We start from the raw sequence: 17,246 nt of genomic DNA, 5'->3' as shown, positions 1-17,246 counted from the left end.
CCCTATCGTCCCTCCTGGACGTCCCCGCCGAGGGCCACTGCACGCTTCGCCTCCTCGATCGCGAACTCGAATCCGGCATCAGGGTCGCGCAGCAGCCGTTCCGTGGCGAGCGCGTGCGTGCGCACCTGCCGGTCAGCGGCCGTCGTCGCGTCCCGCAGAACCGGCAGTACGACCTCACCCAGCGCGACCAGCGCCCTGCTGAGACTCAGCTGCGTCTCCCGCTCACCACGGCCGAGCTGCGTCGCCAGCGCCGTCGCCAACCCGGACTCCTCGCCCTCCGGCACCAGCACGACCGCGGTCCGCCAGGCACTGCGCGCCACCTCGTCGTCGCCGTCGGACAGGAGCGCCCTGGTGATCGCCGGCCACGCCCGCCGGTCCCTGATCTTGGACAGCGTGTGCAACGCCTGGCTCCGCGCCTGTGCACGCTCCGAGCCGACTTCGCGGAGCAGCGCGGGGAGCGTCACGGACACCGGGTGGCGGGTGAGGGCCCAGGTGAGCATGTCCCGGACGAAGAACTCGGGCTCGACCGCGCACCGCTCGACGAGCTTGTCGACGAACCGCGGGTCCGGCGCCGTACCGACCGCGAGGGCCGCCCGCAGCCGCACGGACGAACGACCGTCCTCCAGCCCCCGGAGCGCCGGCATCGCCCCCGCGTCCTGCTCCTGCTCCTGTTCCGGTCCCTGGTCCTGTTCCGTCATGGTCACCGAGACCACCTCCTGAGCAGGCAGTGAAGGGCTTGCCACGGTGTCAAGGTCAAGGGCACCGAATGCGAATCACGGGCGCGGCGGGCGCCTCCACAGGGTCACGTCGCTGCTCGTCGCCACGGCGAGGGTACGGCCGGAGGGGGAGAAGCCCACGGCCCGGAGTTCGGAGTAGTGGGAGTGGAAGACGTGCCACCACCGCTCGCCGTGCGGACCACGGTGGGGCATGCCGCTGCCGCGGGAGAGCAGGACACGGTCGTTGGGCCAGACCGGCGAGACGACCTCCACGTGCCAGCCGTCGGCGGTGGTGGAGTGGAGTCCACCGCCGTACAGCCCGGCGATGTGCACCCTGCTGCCGGCGACCGGTCCGAGGCCCGGGCAGGTCAGATCCACTGCCGCATCCGGCGTGCCGGTCTCGGGATCGGGGTCCCGGTCGCGGGCGATCCTCTCGCCGGTGACGGCGTCGAAGAGACCGTGACCGGCGGTCGAGACGACCATCAGCAGGTCGTTGCCGCTGTCGGGGTGCGTGGCGAACCCGATACCGAGCAGCCCTCCTACGGCCGCGCACGGCTCGAACACCGGCTGCCAGGGAGCAGGCGCGGGAAGCACGGGGACCGACGACAGCCGGTCCCGCAAGTCCCGCTGATAAGGGGAGAGTTCCGTCATCCCGCCATGATCCCCTCCGGCGGGTCGCGATCAGGCCTGCGCGGTGGGCCGTACGACGATCTCGCTCACGTCGACCGTCGCGGGCTGCTCGACCGCGAACGCGATGGCCCGGGCGATCGCGTCGGGAGGGATCGCGATCTCGTCCCGCATCCTCGTGATCTCCGCCCTGACCCGGCTGTTGGAGGACGCTTCGGCGAACTCGGTCGCGACGGGACCGGGCGAGACCGTGGTCACCCGCACAGACTCGCCGGCCTCCTGGCGCAGCCCCTCGCAGATGGCCCGGACCGCGAACTTCGTACCGGCGTAGACCGCCATGGTCGGGACGATCCGGAACGCGGCCGTGGACGCGACGGTGATGAAGTGACCGCTGCCCTGCGCCCGGAAGACGGGCAGCGCGGCACCGATCCCGTGCAGCACACCCTTCACGTTGACGTCGACCATGTGGTCCCACTCCTCGACGCGCAGATCGTCGAGGGGCGAGATGGTGCCGACCCCGGCGTTGCCGACGAGGACGTCGAGCCGGCCGAAGGACTCACGGGCCAGCGCGACCAGGGCGTGCAGGTCGTCCCGCCGGGTCACGTCGGTGCGGATCTGTACGGCCGTACCGCCCGCCTTCTCGATCCGGGCCACCAGGTCCGTCAGCCGCTCGGTCCGACGGGCGCCGAGCACGAGCCGCGCCCCCCGTTCGGCGAGCAGGAGGGCGGTCGCCCGGCCGATGCCGCCGCTCGCTCCGGTGACGGCCACGACTTTGCCGTGGATTCCTTCGGTCTCGGCCATGGTGCGGTCCTCTCGCGGTGTGCGGTCTGAGCTCTCCCTCTCAGTCTTGACCGGCATTAACCTGGTATCCAGAGCGTGTTTATCCTGGAATCAGAGGTGCTACGCGTCATGTCCGAGCAGCAGCCCGACCGCCGCCGCCAACTGGGCAGCTTCCTGCGCAGCCGCAGGGAACGCCTCACGCCCGACGAGGTCGGCCTGCCCCGCACCGGCCGCCGTCGGACGCCGGGCCTGCGCCGGGAGGAACTGGCCCTGCTGGCCGGAATGAGTGCCACTTGGTACACGTATCTGGAGCAGGGGCGGGACGTCCGCCCCTCCGAACAGGTGCTGGACGCCCTCGCGGCGGCCCTGCGGCTCGACGCGCACGAGCGTGACCACCTGTTCCGCCTCGCCGGGCACGGCCCGTCGACACCCGGGCCCGAGGAGCCCGAGGCGCTCACCAGGGAAGCGGCCGCGGTCCCGCACCTCCTCCAGCCGAACCCGGCGTACGTCATCGCCGGCAACTACGACGTCCTGAGCCACAACCAGGCGGCCGAAGCGCTCTTCCCGGGCCTCGTCGATGAGACCGGCCGCCCGCCCAACTTCGTTCGCTGGGTCTTCCTGGAGCCGGTCGCCCGGTCCGTCGTCATCGACTGGAAACCCGAGGCCCGCGGCCTCCTCGCCCGCCTCCGCACCCTGTCCACCCGCCACCCCGACGACCCCCGCTACACCCGCCTGGTCCGGGAACTGCACGAAGGCAGCCCCGAAGTACGGGCCTGGTGGCCCCGATACGACGTCCAACCTCGCCACAGCGGCCGCAAACGCCTGCACCACCCCCTGCACGGCCCGACCGAGTACGCGTACACCGCGTTCCACCTGGCCGAAGCGCCGGAACAGACACTCGTGGTCTATGCCGACAGCACCGCCGCCGAGAGCCTCGAACAGCCGCGATGACCACCGGGAGGCACACCGACCGGACTGCGGCGGGGCGGGACTCGGGGTCGCGCGTCAGGACGAGGACTGGCGGACACTGCGCGCCGCATGGGTCCGGCGTCAGCGCGCTCGGCTGCCGCGGCCATGCCGGACCGACCTGGCAATGGCCTGATGGCTGCGTAAGTAGGCACGTTCCTGTACGAGTCAGCTGACGGCTGCCGAGTGGAGCGGCCCGTCATCCGCCTAGCCGGGCAAGTAGCTCATCCCCCATGGGATAGGGGTGTTCCTGGGGCAGCAGTCGGGCGGCGGAGTCCTGGTCCCCGCCGCTGACAAGGGCGTGGATCTCGTGGGCGAGTGGGGTCACGTCGCGGATGGCGACCGTCCACTCGTCGGCGTAGCGTCGTGTGGCCTCAGCGGAGAGGCCGAGTTGCAGGGACCCGTATGGCATCGGTCGCAGGTGCAGGTCCCGCTCCGGGTCCCACTGCACGCGGGTGGGCGCGCGTTTCAGCTGCCGTTGCCAGGTGGCGCGGTCCGGGTGGACGCCGCGGGTGTAGCTCGACAGACAGGCGTGGCCAGCGCCCACTCGAAGCCATCTCGGGTGATCTCGACAGCGAGAACAGTCTCCTGCCCTTCTTGGCGCCCCAGCCGCAGCGGTACATCATCCACAGGAACGACGATTTGATCCACGTCAAGCCGCGCTCACAGCCCTTTCGTTCGACGGCCCGGAGCCGCCCTGAGCTTCAATAACCCATCTCCCTCCCCGTGGGCGAACTACTGTGCTACTCAATGCGTTGAGCCGGGGCAGAGGGCTCGCGTTCCAGAATCAAACGGGTGGAGAAACAGTGGTTCGCCAATCAGGTGTCGGCATCATGGTTGCCATGCTCATGACCTCGTTGGCGCTCGCCGGATGCGGAACCGGGCAGGGCTCCCGGACAGATGCAGCATCAGAGCCGACAGGGACGTCCGGTGTACAGGACAAGCCGTTGAGCAACACGGACCTGGAGCGGGCGACGATCACAGGCGCAGATCTCGGCGGCTACGAAGTGGAGCGGGCCCTCGCTGCCACCTTTGCGTCCCGCAAGACGGCGGACCCTGCCGAATGCGCGCCTGTCATGCACGCGGTGGGCGGCAGCAGTGGCTTCGCGGCCACCGCGCGCATCGCCCGGAGCATTTTTCCGAAGGACCACGGACCCGGTGCGCACATGACCCTTTCGTCGCACAGTCCACGAGATGCCGAGCAAGTGATCGACGCGTTGCGGACGGCCGCCGAGCGGTGCAAGACCTTCAAGGACATCCTGGTGGACTTCGACTACGACGCGGTCCAACTCCGACCCGATCCTGGCTACGGCGATGAATCCGTGTCTCTCCGGCTCACACAGCTGGCGTCGTTCGAGGGCGAGGAGCCGGTCCGGGTGCCCTATGCGGTGGTGGCTGTTCGACAAGGGGCCACGGTCGCCATGTTCACCAACTTCCACCGTCCCGACGGGCCGAAGGACAAGGAGCCGGCTGACGTACCGAACGCGATCATCAAGGCACAGCTGAACAAGCTCAGCAAGCTGGCGGTTGCCAAGTGACCAGGATGGTTTTTCCGCTGAGGAGCGGAGCCTGCGTATGGGCTCCTTGATGTCTGCCCATTCCAACGGGCACACGGCGTCGGGGCGGGTGAGGACGGCGTACGCCTCGTTGGGGCGTTCGACTGACCGCACAGAGCCTGCCGTCCGGTCGGTGTGGCTCCGGCCAAGGGAGGAGTCCCGCCATCGACCCTGATCTCTTGGCGGCGTTGTGGAGGGAACACCATCCGTCGGGCCCTCCCGTCGCTCACACGTTTCGCTTCCACAGCCTTCCCGACTCGAAGCGCTACCCGGAGTCCGAGGAGGAGTACGCGATCGTGCTGGACCGGTACAACACGATCCTCGACGACCCGACGACCCGACGACCCGACGACCCGACGACCCGACGACCCGACGACCCGACGACCCGACGCCACGACGCCACGACGCCACGACGCCACGACAGACACGGCATCCCGACGGCATCGGCTGGTGGACAGTCCACACCCACACACGTCTGTACGCCGACCGCCGCCGGTGGAACCGCGGCTGCCTCGACGAGCTACTCCGAGCCGTCGCAGGCGAGGCGCTCGTCGAAGTCCTGGTTGTGGACACGGAACTGCGACGCATCCACCATCCCTGCGACGCCGGCGCAGACGTCATCCTTGCCACGCCTGGGGAGCGTGACTGTCTGAGTGACCAACACCAAGATTGGCTTTTCCAGCCATCCAGTCGGCCTCTGAGGGCCGGAGCGGCTCCCCTTTCCCGGCCGACTCGCCGTGGGCTGTCGACGCTGTCTGACAACTCACGTCGGCCACGGGCTGTCTCCGCTGCAGGCCGCCGATAATCACTGTGGCACTCGGGCCAGGCCGTTAGGGTGCGCCACCATGGGCACGGACATCCACGGCGGAATCGAGTTCCGTCATCCCCACGTCGGTACCGACTACTACGACGGCGAAGCATGGGTGACCGCCATGGATCTGTGGCCGCTGTACGACGAGAGGGACTATGCGGCCTTCGGCCTGCTCTTCGGTGTCCGTAACTACGCGGGCTTCCGGCCGCTTGCAGCCGGTCGTGGCCTTCCCGCTGACCTGTCGAGCGGCATGCGTTCAGCGCTCGGATCATGGGTTGGGCAGGGCGAGATGGACGGCGCGAGCTGGATCAGCTGGGCCGAACTCGCCTCCATCGATCCCGCGACCAGGCCGGCGGACTTCGTCGGCCGAGTGACCTGGCACAAGAAGTCGCAGCCGGCGATACAACGGCACCAACTCGTATCTCGGCCCTGGCCTGCGGAAGTCCTGTCCACGGTGGGCGTACCGCCTGCCGACTCGGACAGCGCTTCGGAACGCGTCGAGTGGACCACCGGCACCTTGGTCTGCGCCTACAAACCACTGACCGTCGGTGATGTCCTGGGACCGACGACACACTGGCCACACGTCTTCGCTGTGATGAAGGCCCTGGCCGACCGCTTCGACGACGACGGCGTCCGCCTGGTCGTAGCGTTCGACTGAGGGCGCGCTGCCCACACCCGTGCTCACCGCGGGCCGTTCAGTGCTCAGAGTTGCGAGGCCCTGAACGGTGGTGCGCCATACCGAGACGCACCGCCGGTTGAGGTCTGTGAACGCTGCTTGATGACCCAATTCATCCTGTCCCGCTTCCACGCGGCGGGGAAACCGCCGTCGCGGGCGGATGGGAGGCCGATTTCCGGGGAGTACGCCTGGTAGACGGTGATCGTGGATTCCGAGTGGGCCGCACGGATCCTGCGTTGCGGTTCTTCCATGGCGTACAGAGTGGAGTCGGCCGGTTCAGGCGGCCACCGATTTTCTCGGGAGCAGGAAGCCCCCAGTGCTGGCAAGCTTGCCCCCGTTCCGGCGATCCCTCAGTCACCTGCCGGGGTTCTTGCCGAAGTACCGCTGATGCGTGCGCTGACCTGTGCCAGCAGCGCGCCGCTTACCGGATCCCGGCCGGCCAGCAGCGCCCGCAGGGTCGCCATGACCTCCGGCGGCAGTGGCTCAGCCATCAGCCTTGGCCACGCCGACCGGGCAAGCAACACCGGTCCCGCCGAGTCTGTGCCGCCAGGTGACCCGTGGGCCTGGCGTCGGCTTGATCAGTCCGTCATCCGTGTAGCAGGGCAAGGACTTCCTCCTCAACGGGGTAGGGGTGCTCCTGGGGCAGCAGCCGGGCGGCGGAGTCCAGGTCGCCGCCGCTGACGAGAGCATGGATCTCGCGGGCGAGCGGGGTCACGTCGCGTATGGAGACGGTCCACTCGTCGGCGTAGCGTCGTGCGGCCTCACCGGAGAGGCCGAGTTGCAGGGACCGGTACCGCATGGGTCGCAGGTGCAGGTCCCGCTCCGGGTCCCACTGCACACGGGTGGGAGCGCGTCTCAGCTGTCGCTGCCAGGTGGCACGGTCGGGGTGGACCCCGCGGGTGTAGCTGGACAGACAGGCGTGGCGCAGCGCCCATTCGAAGCCGTCCCGGCTGATCTCGACAGCGAGAACGGTCTCCTGTCCTTCCTTGGAGCCCCAGCCGCAGCGGTACATCATCCACAGGAACGACGGCTTGATCCATGTCATCCGGTCCCGCTTCCAGGCGGCGGGGAAACGGCCGTCGCGGACGGCCGGCAGGCCGATTTCCGGGGAGTACGCCTGGTACACGGTGATCGTGGATTCCGAGTGGGCCGCGCGGATCCTGTGTTGCGGTTCTTCCATGGCGTACAGCGTGAGGTCGGGCGGTTGAGGCGGCCACTGATTTTCGGCGGCCGTTCACTGCGACGAGAGCAGCTGCCGAAGCACCGTGCTGGTTGCCAGTGCCACAGCCGTTGTGGCTCGCGAGCCACCGACGCGGTGGCCCTGCGGCTTGAAAAGTCTGTGGAGGAGCCACTTCGATAGCGCTGTGAACAAGGTGGCGATGGACGGTAACAGGAATGTCGCTGGGCGCGTCTCACTCGGCGACGTCATTGCGCAACTGGGCAGGCACAGGCCGGTCTTCCACTCCGAAGCAGATCTTCAGCACAGCTTCGCGCGGGCTCTGTGGGAATTGTCGCCGGATGTGCACTCCAGGCTTGAGGTGCCGCAGCGGGCGGAGGGCAAGGCCGAGTACCTGGACCTCCTGTGCATCGGCCCCTCGACCCGCACCGCGATCGAGTTCAAGTACTTCACCCGGAGATGGACGGGCACGGTCGGTACTCCTGCCGAGGACTACGCCTTGAAAGGGCACGCCGCCGCGGACCTCGCTCGTCTGCACTTCGTGCGGGACATAGCCAGGCTGGAGCGCTTCTGCCGCCGGTCCGACCAGAACGGTCTTGCCGTCATGCTGACCAACGACGCCTCCCTGTGGACTCCGCCCGGCGCCGGCCGCGGGCGGACTCGGGATCAGGAGTTCAGGATCCATCAGGGGCGGGAGCTCACCGGCACGCTGCTGTGGGCCGAGGGCGCCTACACGGCCAACACGTGCACGTTGAGGGGTGCATACCCCCTCGATTGGGTGCCGTACTCCGAACTGGACGGACCGGGAGGAGAGTTCCGGTATCTCGCCGTGTCCGTCAGCCCGCTGTCGGACGTGGCTGACGACAGTCCCTCGCATGCATAGCGGGGACGACCCGAACCGCTGCGCAGGGCGCCGACACTCACTAACGTCGTGGCATGACGTCGGTCGACGAGTGGCCAGATTTTCCCGAAGGGCTCGACCCCGAAAGCGTGTCGTTTCGGGAAGCCCGGTGCACGTGGCACGGCAGGACGTGTGCGGAGCCACCCGTCAAGGTCGTGCGCACCCGGGATGGAGCGCGATGGGCGGCATGCGCCCGCGCTGTGCGCACCATCGCTGCCGAACGTGGTGCACAGCCAGTTCGCCCATGCCTGCCCCCCAACAGCCCTAACCAGAAGATCTGTTGAGTCTCGCGCCTACTCCCCAGCAGGAGCAATGCCCGTCGGGCAAGCCGCACCCCAGTTCATCCCGGACGGGTCACTTAGCTTGACCCCCGTCCCGCCGATCCCGCAGTAGCCCGCCGGGTTCTTGTCGAGGTACTGCTGGTGCTTCAGTTCTAGTGAGCATTACAAGGTCGGCGCTTGCTATCGCCAGCCGCTCAGTGCACGCTCTGCGTTATCTACCAATTCCTTGTAGGTGACGGCCTCTACCCGGCTCATGTGCGTGTTGAGCATGCGCAAGGCTTCATTGATGTCTTCCTCGGCCACATCCGGTTGCACCGATGGGTGTCCGATCAGAACTAGAGCGCTTGCTCGGCGAGTCTCGATACCGAGTTCGTCTCGAATCCGGATTCGATGTTCGTCCAAGCCGACCAAGTAGTTCACCGCTTGGCTCATAGCGTCGTGCACCTCCGCCGTCGGCACCCAACACCCTCTGTGTCTCTTGACCAGCGAGCCGTGGAGGCTCATAGAGCGCTTCAACTCAACGATGTGTAGTGCGCCGTCCCCACGTATCAGCGGGATGTCGATTTCGTCTCCGGGGACCAATCTACGCCTGATTGCCTGGCTTGCGAATTGTCCGCCGAAGATCCAGTACTGACCGTCCAGCGCACGCTGTAGATCTCTCTCGTTCGCTTCGGGGTCTTCTACTGCCATACGCAGTACTTCGAGGCCCCGCCGACGGCGCTGAACCTCGGCGGCTCTCAGAAGCAGTTGTCCCTCTCTGTCCGCTGCCAAGACTGCGAGAGAGTCGGGGGACATCACGATGCGGCGGGCAGTGTCTTCCGGATCTTCCACGTCCACCCGCTCATGGAAGACCTGCTCAAGCCACGCGGCCACCTCGGCGCTGCCGCGAAGGATCCGATAGCGGCCAGGCCGCTCCTGCGACTGCTGCATGTAACGTGCGTCCCGGGCAATGGCTTCCACATGGGTGAGCAGCTCGCTCGGGCTTGCGCCAGGATGTTGCTGGAGGTACTGGTCGCCGAGTTGCATGAAGTAGGCCAGACTCGCAGAGAGCGTTCGTGCCAGATAGTCCTGATGCGAGCTCAGCGGTTCTGTCGACCGTTGAAAGAGCCGGTATCGCTCTTCGAAGTCTGGCCGGAGGATTCGTCCTTCCGCGTAGTCCAAGGAGTCTTCTATCAGTCGCACGACTTGCCATTCGTCTACCGCTGCTGCGGTTGAGCGCACGTCCTTCAGCAAGGTGATGAGCGCGCGGCCTCCCCTGTAGGAGCTTCTGCCGCTGGTCATGTGTTTGACGACCGCTGCAAGTGCGTCCTTGACCCTGGAATCGACGGCATGCCCGGCGACATGCTTCAGTTGCAGTTTCAGCGCAAAGTCAGATCTCACATCCACAGACACGATTCTGGCGCCTGGCACTGACAACTGCCGTACGGTTTCGAACCGCCAGGTCGACGATCACGCGGCCGCAGTTGCACCGGCCCGGTACCCAGGGTCATTGAGAAGTGATCTTGTGTCCGGGTTCGTCAGGTGAGTCCGAGGGCGGTCAGGGGTCGTTGGCAGTCGCGGGCGGTGCGGCGTAGGGCGGCGGCGATGTTGGTGCGGCCGTCCTGGCGGTGGACGCTGATGGCGAGGTTGCGCGGGCTGGCCATGGTGCGGGGCAGATGCCCGGTGCGGATCTTGGAGTCGTCCTCGCGGAAGGTCCGGTCCGGGACGGGGTGCAGGAGGTTCTCGATGCCCCAGTGCCCGTGGATCCAGGCGGCGAGTTGGGCGCCAGTGGCCTCGCCGGGATGCAGGCTGGTGATCAGGTAGACGCGCTCGATGGTCAGCTTGCCTTTCGTCTTCTCCTGTCTCCAGCGCACGACTTGGAGGGCCTGGCGGGCTCCGAGGTAGTCGATGTGGTCGAAGATGGCGGCCTTGAGGCGGCGGATCTCGTTGCGGTGGTGGACGCGGGGGCGGTCGTAGTGGTCGAGCGTGATGTCGCGCCAGGGCAGCCGGCTTATCCGGTCGTGGAGGCCGGGGTGGTGCTTCCCTGGGCAGCCGTCCCTGGTCAACCCCTTCGGCCTCTACCTGATCCGCGTCTACGCGGCCGACGCCGTCCCCGACAGCCTCCTGGAGGCCGACCGCATCGACAGCGCGGAAGAGGCCCGGTTCCGACGACGGGCTTCTGGATCGGGTCTGTTACCCGTAGCGCCGATGATCATCAGGAGAATAAGCTAGCCGCGTGACCGACGAGACGCTGTTCACCGATGTGTGCCAAACACTGGCGCGTGCCGGCTTCGACGTCACCTCGGCCCAGTCAGGAGAGGGGACGGGGCTGCGAGTCCGCCAGGAGGGGGACTTCGTGGTGGTGAGCTGGGTGCCCTCTAGTGAACTAGATCCTGCCAACCGTCAGGATGCGGAATATGACGGCATCCGTGCTGCCCTGAGGCAGGCTCTGACGGAGATCCTCACGCAGGCCGGGTATGTGGCACAGCCGAACGAGGACAGCAGCGAAGGATGGGTGAGCCGGGCTTGATCCGCCGGTGAGGCGGAACCAGGGTGGCGATGGTCAAGTCGACCGTCGTGCCTGACTTCGATCCTCGGGCCGAGTTCGACCCCGCGCCGCGTACTGGTGAACGCGGTTATGCGAACGGTGGAATGATCGATGTTCTCTGTGAGAGCCTGCGCTGAGCGGGACGCGAACTGCTAGCGAAACGCAGGCCAGACAGCCCCGATTCGGCCCTGCTCGCCCGAAGCAAAGGCGAACTGACAAACATGTGGGCCCGTCAGCAAGATGACAGGCCCACATGCACGATCGAGGTCAGGCCGTGGTCAGCTCCGGTGGTACCGGTAGCGACATGAGGCGGAGGAGTTCGGCGACTTTGGTGTCGAGGTGTGCTCCGACCTCGGCGATGCGGGGATCGCCGAAGCTGGCGAATTTGGTCGACGGCTGGTCGATGCTGAGCTGTACGTGGCCGGGGGCGGTCTCGTAGATCGCGGTGCGCAGCGGGGCGTACAGGATGATGCCGGGGTCGTGCCGGAACATGGTTTCCGCGATGACATTGTTTCCCATCATGTAGGTGACGGCGCGGTGTTGATGTCCCGACAGCTGCATCACCGGGGTGGGGTCCAGGGTCCAGTAGACGGCGAACGAATGGGGTGTGTGCTCGGCGGTGTACGCCTGCATGCGTGCGGGGTCACCTGTTGCGATCGCTTCGACGAGTCCGGCGAAGTCGATGGCGGGTACCAGCGATTCGTAGCGCCGGCGGACGTCGTCGAAGGTGTCCTCGGTGTCGATGACAAGGCGGTTGACGAGGTGGGGGACGGCCTGAGTCATGGCTTCCTCATGCATTGAGAGGGTGGGCGGGGGTGTCGGTCGCTGCCGGGTCAGGCGGCGTCGAGGAGGATGCGTGCCATCTCGTCGGGGCGCTCCAGGGCGGAGAAGTGGCCGGTACGGGGCACGGTGATGCGCTGGACGTCCGTCAGCGCGTTGGCTACGCGGTCCCGCTCGGCGGGCTTGGACCAGTCGTTTTCGCTGTAGACGAGGGTGACGGGTGCCGACACGCGCGGGTAGCGTTCGCGGGCCTGGTCGAATCCCTTGAGGCTGCGGAAGATTCCTCGGGACACCTTGTCGTAGCCCGTGCGGCGGCCGCTTCTGGAAAGGTCGGCGAGGAAGTCCTCGGGCAGCCTGCTCTTGTCGACGTAGCCGCCCTGCAGGATGGTCCGCAGGATGGGCAGCGGCTCGATGGGGGCGAAGATGGGGCCCAGTACGGGCATCCGCACGGCGGTCATGATGACGCGGGCGATCCAGTTCCCCCGCTCCCCGCCCTGGGGGTAGTCGTAGCTGTTGAACGCCACGACCCGGCTGACCCGGTCCTTCAGGTCGATCGATGCCTGCAGGGACAGGGCGCCCCCGAGTGATTCGCCCGACAGGGTGACGTCGTGCAGGTCCAGTCCGCGGACGAATTCGACGACCGCGGCCCGCAGTTGCGGCTCCTCGTACTGCGCGCCGGGGACGATGTCGGACCATCCCATCCCGGGCAGATCCAGCGCGTAGACCGTGTAGTGGTCCCACACCTGCGGGATCACCCGCTGGAAGTAGTCGAGCTGGCCGCGCACGGTGTGCATCAGCACGAGGGCGGGGCCGGTGCCCACTGTGTAGTAGCGCAGCCGCGAGCCGTCGGCCCGGGTGAAGAACCGCACCTCGCCGCGGCCGTTGCTCCAGGTCTTCGTGTACGTCGCGTCGGGAGTCACGTTGCGTTCCATGGGTTTGTCCTTTCAGGTGATGAGCAAGCCGCAATACGGGCATTACTCCTGATTTCGTCGATCTGTGGAGTTGATTAAGGTTCGAGTGCGCGACAGGAAGAACCACACGTTCTTGAACTAGGGGTCAAGAATCAGGGCGCGAAAAGGCTGTCGCCCGGAGTGTCGTGTCTCAGAGGCCAGCTACGGCCGTGTCGGCGATCCGGTGGAGCGTGGGCCGGTCGAACGTCTTGGCCATGACCCGCAGCCCGGCGAGGGTGCTCTGCAGGAGCAGTGCCTGCGCCTGGGCGTCGACGTCCTGACCGACGTCACCGTCGCGCTGGCCCTGCCGGATGCGGGCGGCGAAGAACTCGATCATGCCCTCCTCCAGGCGGTGCGCCGCACGGGTGGCCTCCGCGTCACGTCCGCCGAGTTCCCCGAGCGTGTTCTGGGCCAGACACCCGCGCCGCACCGGCCCGTCCAGGTCCGCGTCCACGAGCAGCATGAAGTAGGCGCGGATGCGCTCCTTGGCCGTGCCCGGCCGCGCCAGGAACTCCTCGGCCCGCTCGGCCTGCATCCGGCTGTAGAGGTCCAGCGTCTTGCCGAACAACTGACGCTTGGAACCGAACGAGTGGTACAGGCTGCCCTTGGCCACGCCGGTCGCCTCCGCCAGGTCGGCAGGTGAGGTGTCGGTGTAGCCCTTGGTCCAGAACGCCTCCATCGCCTGCGCGATGACCACGTCCGGTTCGAAGCTCTTCGGTCTTCCCATGCCCCTACCGTAGCAAGTATTTGACCCCGAGGTCAAATACTCAGGACCAGGGGCGACGTCGAAGATCGGCGAGGCCCTGCCCCCGGATGGGAGACGACGGGGTCGGAAACAGGCAGTCAGCAGTCAGTCGCAGACGACGTACACGGAGATCGGGGTGCTGGGGTCAGGGCCCTCAGCAGCCCCCACCCAGCCGTTTCCGGTCATGAGGGGGCGCTGACCACCTGGGCACTGCGGCCAGGCTGCACGCTCCGCCCACAGCCTGCATTCCGGCGGGACAGCAGGCCACGGCCTGCTCGCCGTTGGCCGTGCCGTGCGCCACCTCCGCGCCCGGCCCCGGGGAACCTGCTTGCGCGTACCCACCTACTCCGGATGCCAGTACGAGCGCCAGCACACCTGCACCGAGGACTCACCTGCATCGCATCGGAGGATCCCTCTCGCCGAAAGGACCCCGTCGGACCGGAGCCATCGAGAGCATTGAACGGGGTCGCGGCCTGCACAAGCGCTCGCGACCTTCCATGATCCTCCGCATGGGGGGAACGGGCTCCCGCTCGGTACACGCGCCCCGTCGATGCGGGACGAGATAACGATGTCACAGGAGGCCGCCCCCCAGGGCCCTTGAGAGCCTTGAGGTGGGTGGTTCGCCTGCTGAGCACCGGATGTGAGGTCTTGTCAGCTGATGTCGGCAGCGACCCTGGATGCAGAACAGGCATGGATGCTGGTGATCATGTGGGTGTCGAGTCCGTATGACCACCGAGCGAGTCCATGCCTGCGCACCCATCTTCCCGCATGCCGTCATGTCTCCAGCAACTGGAGGACGCCTCCGGTCCTGCCCCGCAGAAAACGGTCGCTGACCTGCGGAATTATCTAGCCACGGTGCCTGACCCGCGAGCCCGTCGAGGTATCCGTCACCCATGGACGGCCCATCTCACCGCTGCGGCCGCCGCCGTTCTGGCCGGCGCTGCCTCGATCACAGCGATCGGCGAGTGGGTCGCCGACGCCCCGCAGCGCGTCCTGGCCCTGCTCGGCTTCCGGCCCGATCCGCTGACCGGCCTGATCCGCCCACCCCATGCCACGACCATCCGCCTCGTCCTCGCCGCCGCGGACGGTGACGCACTGGACCGCGCCATCGGACACTTCCTCCAGGAACGCAAAGCCCCAGCCTCGGGACGGAAGATCATCGCCGTCGACGGCAAGACTCTCCGCGGTTCCCGCACCGCGAAACAGCCGGCCGTCGCCCTGATCGCAGCGATGACGCACAGCGGCCAGGTCCTCGCCCAACGACAGATCGACGGGAAGAGCAACGAGATCCCGGCCTTCGCTCCACTCCTGGACAGCATCGATCTGACCAGCGCCGTCATCACCGCCGACGCCCTGCACACCCAGCACTACCACGCCATCTACCTGCACAAACGCGGAGCCCACTACCTCGCCGTGGTGAAAAGGAACCACCCCGCTCTCCACGAGAGCGTCCAGCGCCTGCCCTGGCGCGACATCCGCCTGGACCACTACGAACGCGGACAGGCCCACCACCGCGACGAGATCCGCCGTCTGAAGACCGCCACGTTCGCCCACCTCGACTACCCCCACGCCCGCCAGGCACTCCAAGTCGTGCGCTGGAGACGCGATCTGGGCACGGGCAAGCTGACGATCGAGCGGATCTACCTGGTCACGAGCCTGCCACCCGGCGCGGCCACGGGCAGCGAACTCGCCACCTGGATCCGTGGCCACTGGCGCATCGAGAACCAGCTGCACCACGTCCGCGACCGCACCTTCCACGAGGACGCCTCCAAGACCCGCACCCGCCGCCTGCCCCGCGTCATGGCCGGCCTGCGCAACCTCGCCATCGGAATCCACCGCCGGACGGCCACACCAACATCGCAGCCGCCCTCCGCCGCACCGCTCGTGACCACCTACGGCCTCTCGCCGCCCTCGGGCTGGCATGACGAACCCGGACACAAAATCACTTCTCAAAGACCCTGGCCCGGTACCTGTGACTGCCCTCTGGGACGCGCAAGGCATCTGAGCGATGTCGACATATTGGGCGGCAGGGCCTCAGCGATCCGCCTTGGCCACGCCGATCGGGTACGACACCGCGGTGCCGCCCAAGCCGCGGTATCCATCAGGGTTATTGCTGCCCGAAAGGTACCGCTGCGGCGAAAGGTGCCTGCTCAAGTACCCGTAACCAGAGCTGCGTAGTGAGCTGCCCTGTCCTGCTGGAGGTCAGTCAGGTGCGACCGCATAGCGCGCCATGACGTCGAGGAGCAGTTCGACGCGGATTCGGGTGCGGCCGTCCACCGTTCCCTGGACGCTCACCGACACCTCGCTGCCGCCCACGGAGCGAGCGACATGGAGTTCCAGGCGGGTGCGTCCGACAAGGGGGTAGGTGTACCAGGCCGAGCGTGGTTGCTCGTCGTCGGTGCCGGGGAGTGCCGTGTCGATGGCCAGCCAATCGCTGTCGTCGAAGTCGTATGCCACTTCTGCCGCGAGCGACTCGCAGAAGGCACGGAGGTTGGTCTCCCGGATCCAGCCCTCCGCGACGGTCCTACTGCGAGGCGCTTCGGCCGGGGAGTCCAAGGTGTCGAGGTCCTCGTGCAAGGCATCGAGCACCCGATGCGTCAGCTCGCCGGCGGGCGTTGTCTCCATGAGGACCCAGCCGGGCATCTGCTGCCGAAGGGCGGTGGGCAGGGCATCACTGTCCGGGTCCGCCAGCCGGTAGAGGACGCCGAAGACGGTTTCCCGGGCGACAGCGCGGGCGATCCACGCCGCCTCCGCCACGGGATCGGTGGCGCGGGCTCCCCCCGCCATGCTTTGGTCGCGAAGAGAGGCGACCGAAGCGGTGTCCCAGGCCTCGATGTCCTCGGACAGTGCCCGCAGGAGCCGGTACCGAGCCAGCTGAGGAAGGTTCTCCTCGACCTCCGACTCAGCCCAGCCCTGCGGATCCTCGGCGCCGAGAGCGGCGAGTAGACGTCCAATCGTCTCGGCGTCGGTCACCTGAGATCAGCCATCCGCCTTGGCCACGCCGATCGGACAGGACACGCCGGTCCCGCCCAACCCGCAGTACCCGTCCGGGTTTTTACTGCCTGAAAGGTACTGCTGGTGGTACCCCTCCGCCGGATAGAAGGTCCTGCCCTTCGCGGGGAGGATCTCCGTGGAGATCGTGCCGTGGCCCGTGGACGTGAGGGCCTGCTGGTAGGCGGCTCGGGAAGCCTCGGCCACGGCGGCCTGCTCGGGAGTGTGGGTGTAGATCGCCGAGCGGTACTGGGTGCCGACATCGTTGCCCTGACGGAAGCCCTGCGTCGGGTCGTGGGCCTCCCAGAAGGTCTTCAGGAGGCGCTCGTACGAGAGGAGGGCGGGGTCGAAGACCACGCGGACCGCCTCCGTGTGGCCGGTGAGACCCGAGCAGACCTCCTCGTACGCGGGGTTCTCGGTGTGGCCGCCCTGGTAGCCGACCAGCGTCGTCCACACTCCCACCGGGAGCCGCCAGAACGTGCGCTCGGCGCCCCAGAAGCAGCCCAGGCCGAAGTCGGCGATCTGATAGCCCTCGGGGTAGGGGCCGAGCAGCGGGGTGCCGAGGACGGTGTGGCGGTCGGGGACCGGGAACATCGGCTCGGGGCGGCCCGTCAGCGCCTGCTCGGGGGTGGGCAGGGCGGGCGTACGGCCGAACAGCATGACGTGGGCTCCTTCGTTCGTCCGCGTCGCACAAGGATGTGCGTCGGCACCGAGAACGTTTCCGTGCGGGGCCGCATTCCGACCGGCCCGGCGCCGGCCCGA

The 17,246-nt window shown here is 67.5% G+C and carries 18 protein-coding genes and 5 pseudogenes; 9 read left to right on the top strand and 14 right to left on the bottom strand.

Going from position 1 to position 17,246, the window contains the following annotated elements:
- Positions 1–2 precede the first annotated feature (2 nt).
- The 3 genes from AQJ46_RS06700 to AQJ46_RS06690 form a co-directional block, all read right to left on the bottom strand.
- Positions 3–698, bottom strand: coding sequence for a HEAT repeat domain-containing protein (locus AQJ46_RS06700; RefSeq protein ID WP_059205128.1), 696 nt, complete (start codon positions 696–698; stop codon positions 3–5).
- 75 nt (positions 699–773) lie between these two features.
- Positions 774–1,367, bottom strand: coding sequence for a hypothetical protein (locus tag AQJ46_RS06695; protein WP_059204708.1), 594 nt, complete (start codon positions 1,365–1,367; stop codon positions 774–776).
- A gap of 30 nt (positions 1,368–1,397) precedes the next feature.
- Positions 1,398–2,144, bottom strand: a complete 747-nt coding sequence (locus tag AQJ46_RS06690) for an SDR family oxidoreductase (RefSeq protein ID WP_059204707.1) — start codon at positions 2,142–2,144, stop codon at positions 1,398–1,400.
- Between the two features lie 108 nt (positions 2,145–2,252).
- Between AQJ46_RS06690 and AQJ46_RS06685 the strand changes: the two genes are divergently transcribed.
- Positions 2,253–3,074 (top strand): helix-turn-helix transcriptional regulator, encoded by an 822-nt coding sequence (locus tag AQJ46_RS06685; protein WP_059204706.1) that lies wholly within the window; start codon positions 2,253–2,255, stop codon positions 3,072–3,074.
- Positions 3,075–3,288: 214 nt separating this feature from the next.
- Here the strand turns inward: AQJ46_RS06685 and AQJ46_RS06680 are convergent.
- Positions 3,289–3,745 (bottom strand): annotated as a pseudogene (locus AQJ46_RS06680) (DUF4291 domain-containing protein); the annotation flags it as partial.
- A 291-nt stretch (positions 3,746–4,036) separates the two neighbouring features.
- On the opposite strand from AQJ46_RS06680, the gene AQJ46_RS06675 reads away from it, so the two are divergent.
- The 4 genes and pseudogenes from AQJ46_RS06675 (at position 4,037) to AQJ46_RS06670 (ending at position 6,114) form a co-directional block, all read left to right on the top strand.
- On the top strand, positions 4,037–4,627 hold the full coding sequence (locus AQJ46_RS06675; protein WP_059204705.1) for a hypothetical protein: 591 nt from the start codon (positions 4,037–4,039) through the stop codon (positions 4,625–4,627).
- A 197-nt stretch (positions 4,628–4,824) separates the two neighbouring features.
- Positions 4,825–4,962, top strand: a pseudogene (locus AQJ46_RS59445) (DUF3885 domain-containing protein); the annotation flags it as partial.
- 125 nt (positions 4,963–5,087) lie between these two features.
- Complete coding sequence (locus AQJ46_RS59440; RefSeq protein ID WP_455770088.1) at positions 5,088–5,450, top strand: DUF3885 domain-containing protein; 363 nt, start codon at positions 5,088–5,090, stop codon at positions 5,448–5,450.
- A gap of 40 nt (positions 5,451–5,490) precedes the next feature.
- Positions 5,491–6,114, top strand: a complete 624-nt coding sequence (locus tag AQJ46_RS06670) for a hypothetical protein (protein WP_059204704.1) — start codon at positions 5,491–5,493, stop codon at positions 6,112–6,114.
- Between the two features lie 122 nt (positions 6,115–6,236).
- Here AQJ46_RS06670 and AQJ46_RS51835 read toward each other — a convergent pair.
- Positions 6,237–6,449 (bottom strand): annotated as a pseudogene (locus tag AQJ46_RS51835) (DUF4291 family protein); the annotation flags it as partial.
- 269 nt (positions 6,450–6,718) lie between these two features.
- On the bottom strand, positions 6,719–7,312 hold the full coding sequence (locus AQJ46_RS06665) for a DUF4291 domain-containing protein (protein ID WP_059204703.1): 594 nt from the start codon (positions 7,310–7,312) through the stop codon (positions 6,719–6,721).
- Positions 7,313–7,652: 340 nt separating this feature from the next.
- Here AQJ46_RS06665 and AQJ46_RS06660 point away from each other — a divergent pair, with 340 nt between their 5' ends.
- Positions 7,653–8,192: a hypothetical protein gene (locus tag AQJ46_RS06660; protein ID WP_225887260.1), complete on the top strand. Its 540-nt coding sequence runs from the start codon at positions 7,653–7,655 to the stop codon at positions 8,190–8,192.
- A gap of 311 nt (positions 8,193–8,503) precedes the next feature.
- On the opposite strand, the pseudogene AQJ46_RS57080 reads toward AQJ46_RS06660, so the two are convergent.
- From AQJ46_RS57080 to AQJ46_RS58980, 3 genes and pseudogenes are all read right to left on the bottom strand, one after another.
- Positions 8,504–8,644: pseudogene (locus AQJ46_RS57080) on the bottom strand (peptide-methionine (S)-S-oxide reductase MsrA); the annotation flags it as partial.
- Positions 8,645–8,671: 27 nt separating this feature from the next.
- Positions 8,672–9,883, bottom strand: a complete 1,212-nt coding sequence (locus tag AQJ46_RS06655) for a Shedu anti-phage system protein SduA domain-containing protein (protein ID WP_225887259.1) — start codon at positions 9,881–9,883, stop codon at positions 8,672–8,674.
- A gap of 125 nt (positions 9,884–10,008) precedes the next feature.
- Positions 10,009–10,536 (bottom strand): DDE transposase family protein, encoded by a 528-nt coding sequence (locus tag AQJ46_RS58980; protein WP_063803772.1) that lies wholly within the window; start codon positions 10,534–10,536, stop codon positions 10,009–10,011.
- Between AQJ46_RS58980 and AQJ46_RS57070 the strand changes: the two are divergent.
- Both AQJ46_RS57070 and AQJ46_RS06645 read left to right on the top strand, forming a co-directional pair.
- Positions 10,523–10,672, top strand: a pseudogene (locus tag AQJ46_RS57070) (carbohydrate ABC transporter permease); the annotation flags it as partial. The gene AQJ46_RS58980 and the pseudogene AQJ46_RS57070 overlap by 14 nt on opposite strands.
- 34 nt (positions 10,673–10,706) lie before the next feature.
- Positions 10,707–11,000, top strand: a complete 294-nt coding sequence (locus AQJ46_RS06645; RefSeq protein WP_037690571.1) for a hypothetical protein — start codon at positions 10,707–10,709, stop codon at positions 10,998–11,000.
- Positions 11,001–11,285: 285 nt separating this feature from the next.
- On the opposite strand, the gene AQJ46_RS06640 is transcribed toward AQJ46_RS06645, so the two are convergent.
- The 3 genes from AQJ46_RS06640 to AQJ46_RS06630 all read right to left on the bottom strand — a co-directional run bounded on the left by AQJ46_RS06640 (position 11,286) and on the right by AQJ46_RS06630 (position 13,475).
- Entirely contained in the window at positions 11,286–11,801 is a 516-nt protein-coding gene (locus AQJ46_RS06640) for a DUF302 domain-containing protein (RefSeq protein WP_059204702.1), read from the bottom strand.
- A 50-nt stretch (positions 11,802–11,851) separates the two neighbouring features.
- On the bottom strand, positions 11,852–12,730 hold the full coding sequence (locus AQJ46_RS06635; RefSeq protein WP_037690567.1) for an alpha/beta fold hydrolase: 879 nt from the start codon (positions 12,728–12,730) through the stop codon (positions 11,852–11,854).
- 169 nt (positions 12,731–12,899) lie between these two features.
- Positions 12,900–13,475 (bottom strand): TetR/AcrR family transcriptional regulator, encoded by a 576-nt coding sequence (locus AQJ46_RS06630; RefSeq protein WP_059204701.1) that lies wholly within the window; start codon positions 13,473–13,475, stop codon positions 12,900–12,902.
- Positions 13,476–14,348: 873 nt separating this feature from the next.
- Between AQJ46_RS06630 and AQJ46_RS06625 the strand changes: the two genes are divergently transcribed.
- Entirely contained in the window at positions 14,349–15,671 is a 1,323-nt protein-coding gene (locus AQJ46_RS06625; RefSeq protein ID WP_318656712.1) for an ISAs1 family transposase, read from the top strand.
- 24 nt (positions 15,672–15,695) lie between these two features.
- On the opposite strand, the gene AQJ46_RS58775 is transcribed toward AQJ46_RS06625, so the two are convergent.
- Positions 15,696–16,466 (bottom strand): hypothetical protein, encoded by a 771-nt coding sequence (locus AQJ46_RS58775; protein ID WP_059204700.1) that lies wholly within the window; start codon positions 16,464–16,466, stop codon positions 15,696–15,698.
- 6 nt (positions 16,467–16,472) lie between these two features.
- Positions 16,473–17,144, bottom strand: a complete 672-nt coding sequence (gene msrA, locus AQJ46_RS06615; RefSeq protein ID WP_059204699.1) for a peptide-methionine (S)-S-oxide reductase MsrA — start codon at positions 17,142–17,144, stop codon at positions 16,473–16,475.
- Positions 17,145–17,246: the final 102 nt, after the last annotated feature.

The sequence above is a fragment of the Streptomyces canus genome (genome assembly GCF_001514145.1).
Classification (GTDB): Bacteria; Actinomycetota; Actinomycetes; order Streptomycetales; family Streptomycetaceae; genus Streptomyces; species Streptomyces canus.
Note: the sequence above shows the minus strand (reverse complement) of the source record. Positions and strands in the feature narration are given on the sequence as shown.

Excerpts from the sequence above, each read along its gene's own strand:
- AQJ46_RS06700 (WP_059205128.1), bottom strand. The coding sequence starts at position 698 with ATGACGGAACAGGACCAGGGACCGGAACAGGAGCAGGAGCAGGACGCG.
- AQJ46_RS06695 (WP_059204708.1), bottom strand. The coding sequence starts at position 1,367 with ATGACGGAACTCTCCCCTTATCAGCGGGACTTGCGGGACCGGCTGTCG.
- AQJ46_RS06690 (WP_059204707.1), bottom strand. The coding sequence starts at position 2,144 with ATGGCCGAGACCGAAGGAATCCACGGCAAAGTCGTGGCCGTCACCGGA.
- AQJ46_RS06685 (WP_059204706.1), top strand. The coding sequence starts at position 2,253 with ATGTCCGAGCAGCAGCCCGACCGCCGCCGCCAACTGGGCAGCTTCCTG.
- AQJ46_RS06670 (WP_059204704.1), top strand. The coding sequence starts at position 5,491 with ATGGGCACGGACATCCACGGCGGAATCGAGTTCCGTCATCCCCACGTC.
- AQJ46_RS06665 (WP_059204703.1), bottom strand. The coding sequence starts at position 7,312 with ATGGAAGAACCGCAACACAGGATCCGCGCGGCCCACTCGGAATCCACG.
- AQJ46_RS06640 (WP_059204702.1), bottom strand. The coding sequence starts at position 11,801 with ATGACTCAGGCCGTCCCCCACCTCGTCAACCGCCTTGTCATCGACACC.
- AQJ46_RS06635 (WP_037690567.1), bottom strand. The coding sequence starts at position 12,730 with ATGGAACGCAACGTGACTCCCGACGCGACGTACACGAAGACCTGGAGC.
- AQJ46_RS06630 (WP_059204701.1), bottom strand. The coding sequence starts at position 13,475 with ATGGGAAGACCGAAGAGCTTCGAACCGGACGTGGTCATCGCGCAGGCG.
- msrA (WP_059204699.1), bottom strand. The coding sequence starts at position 17,144 with ATGCTGTTCGGCCGTACGCCCGCCCTGCCCACCCCCGAGCAGGCGCTG.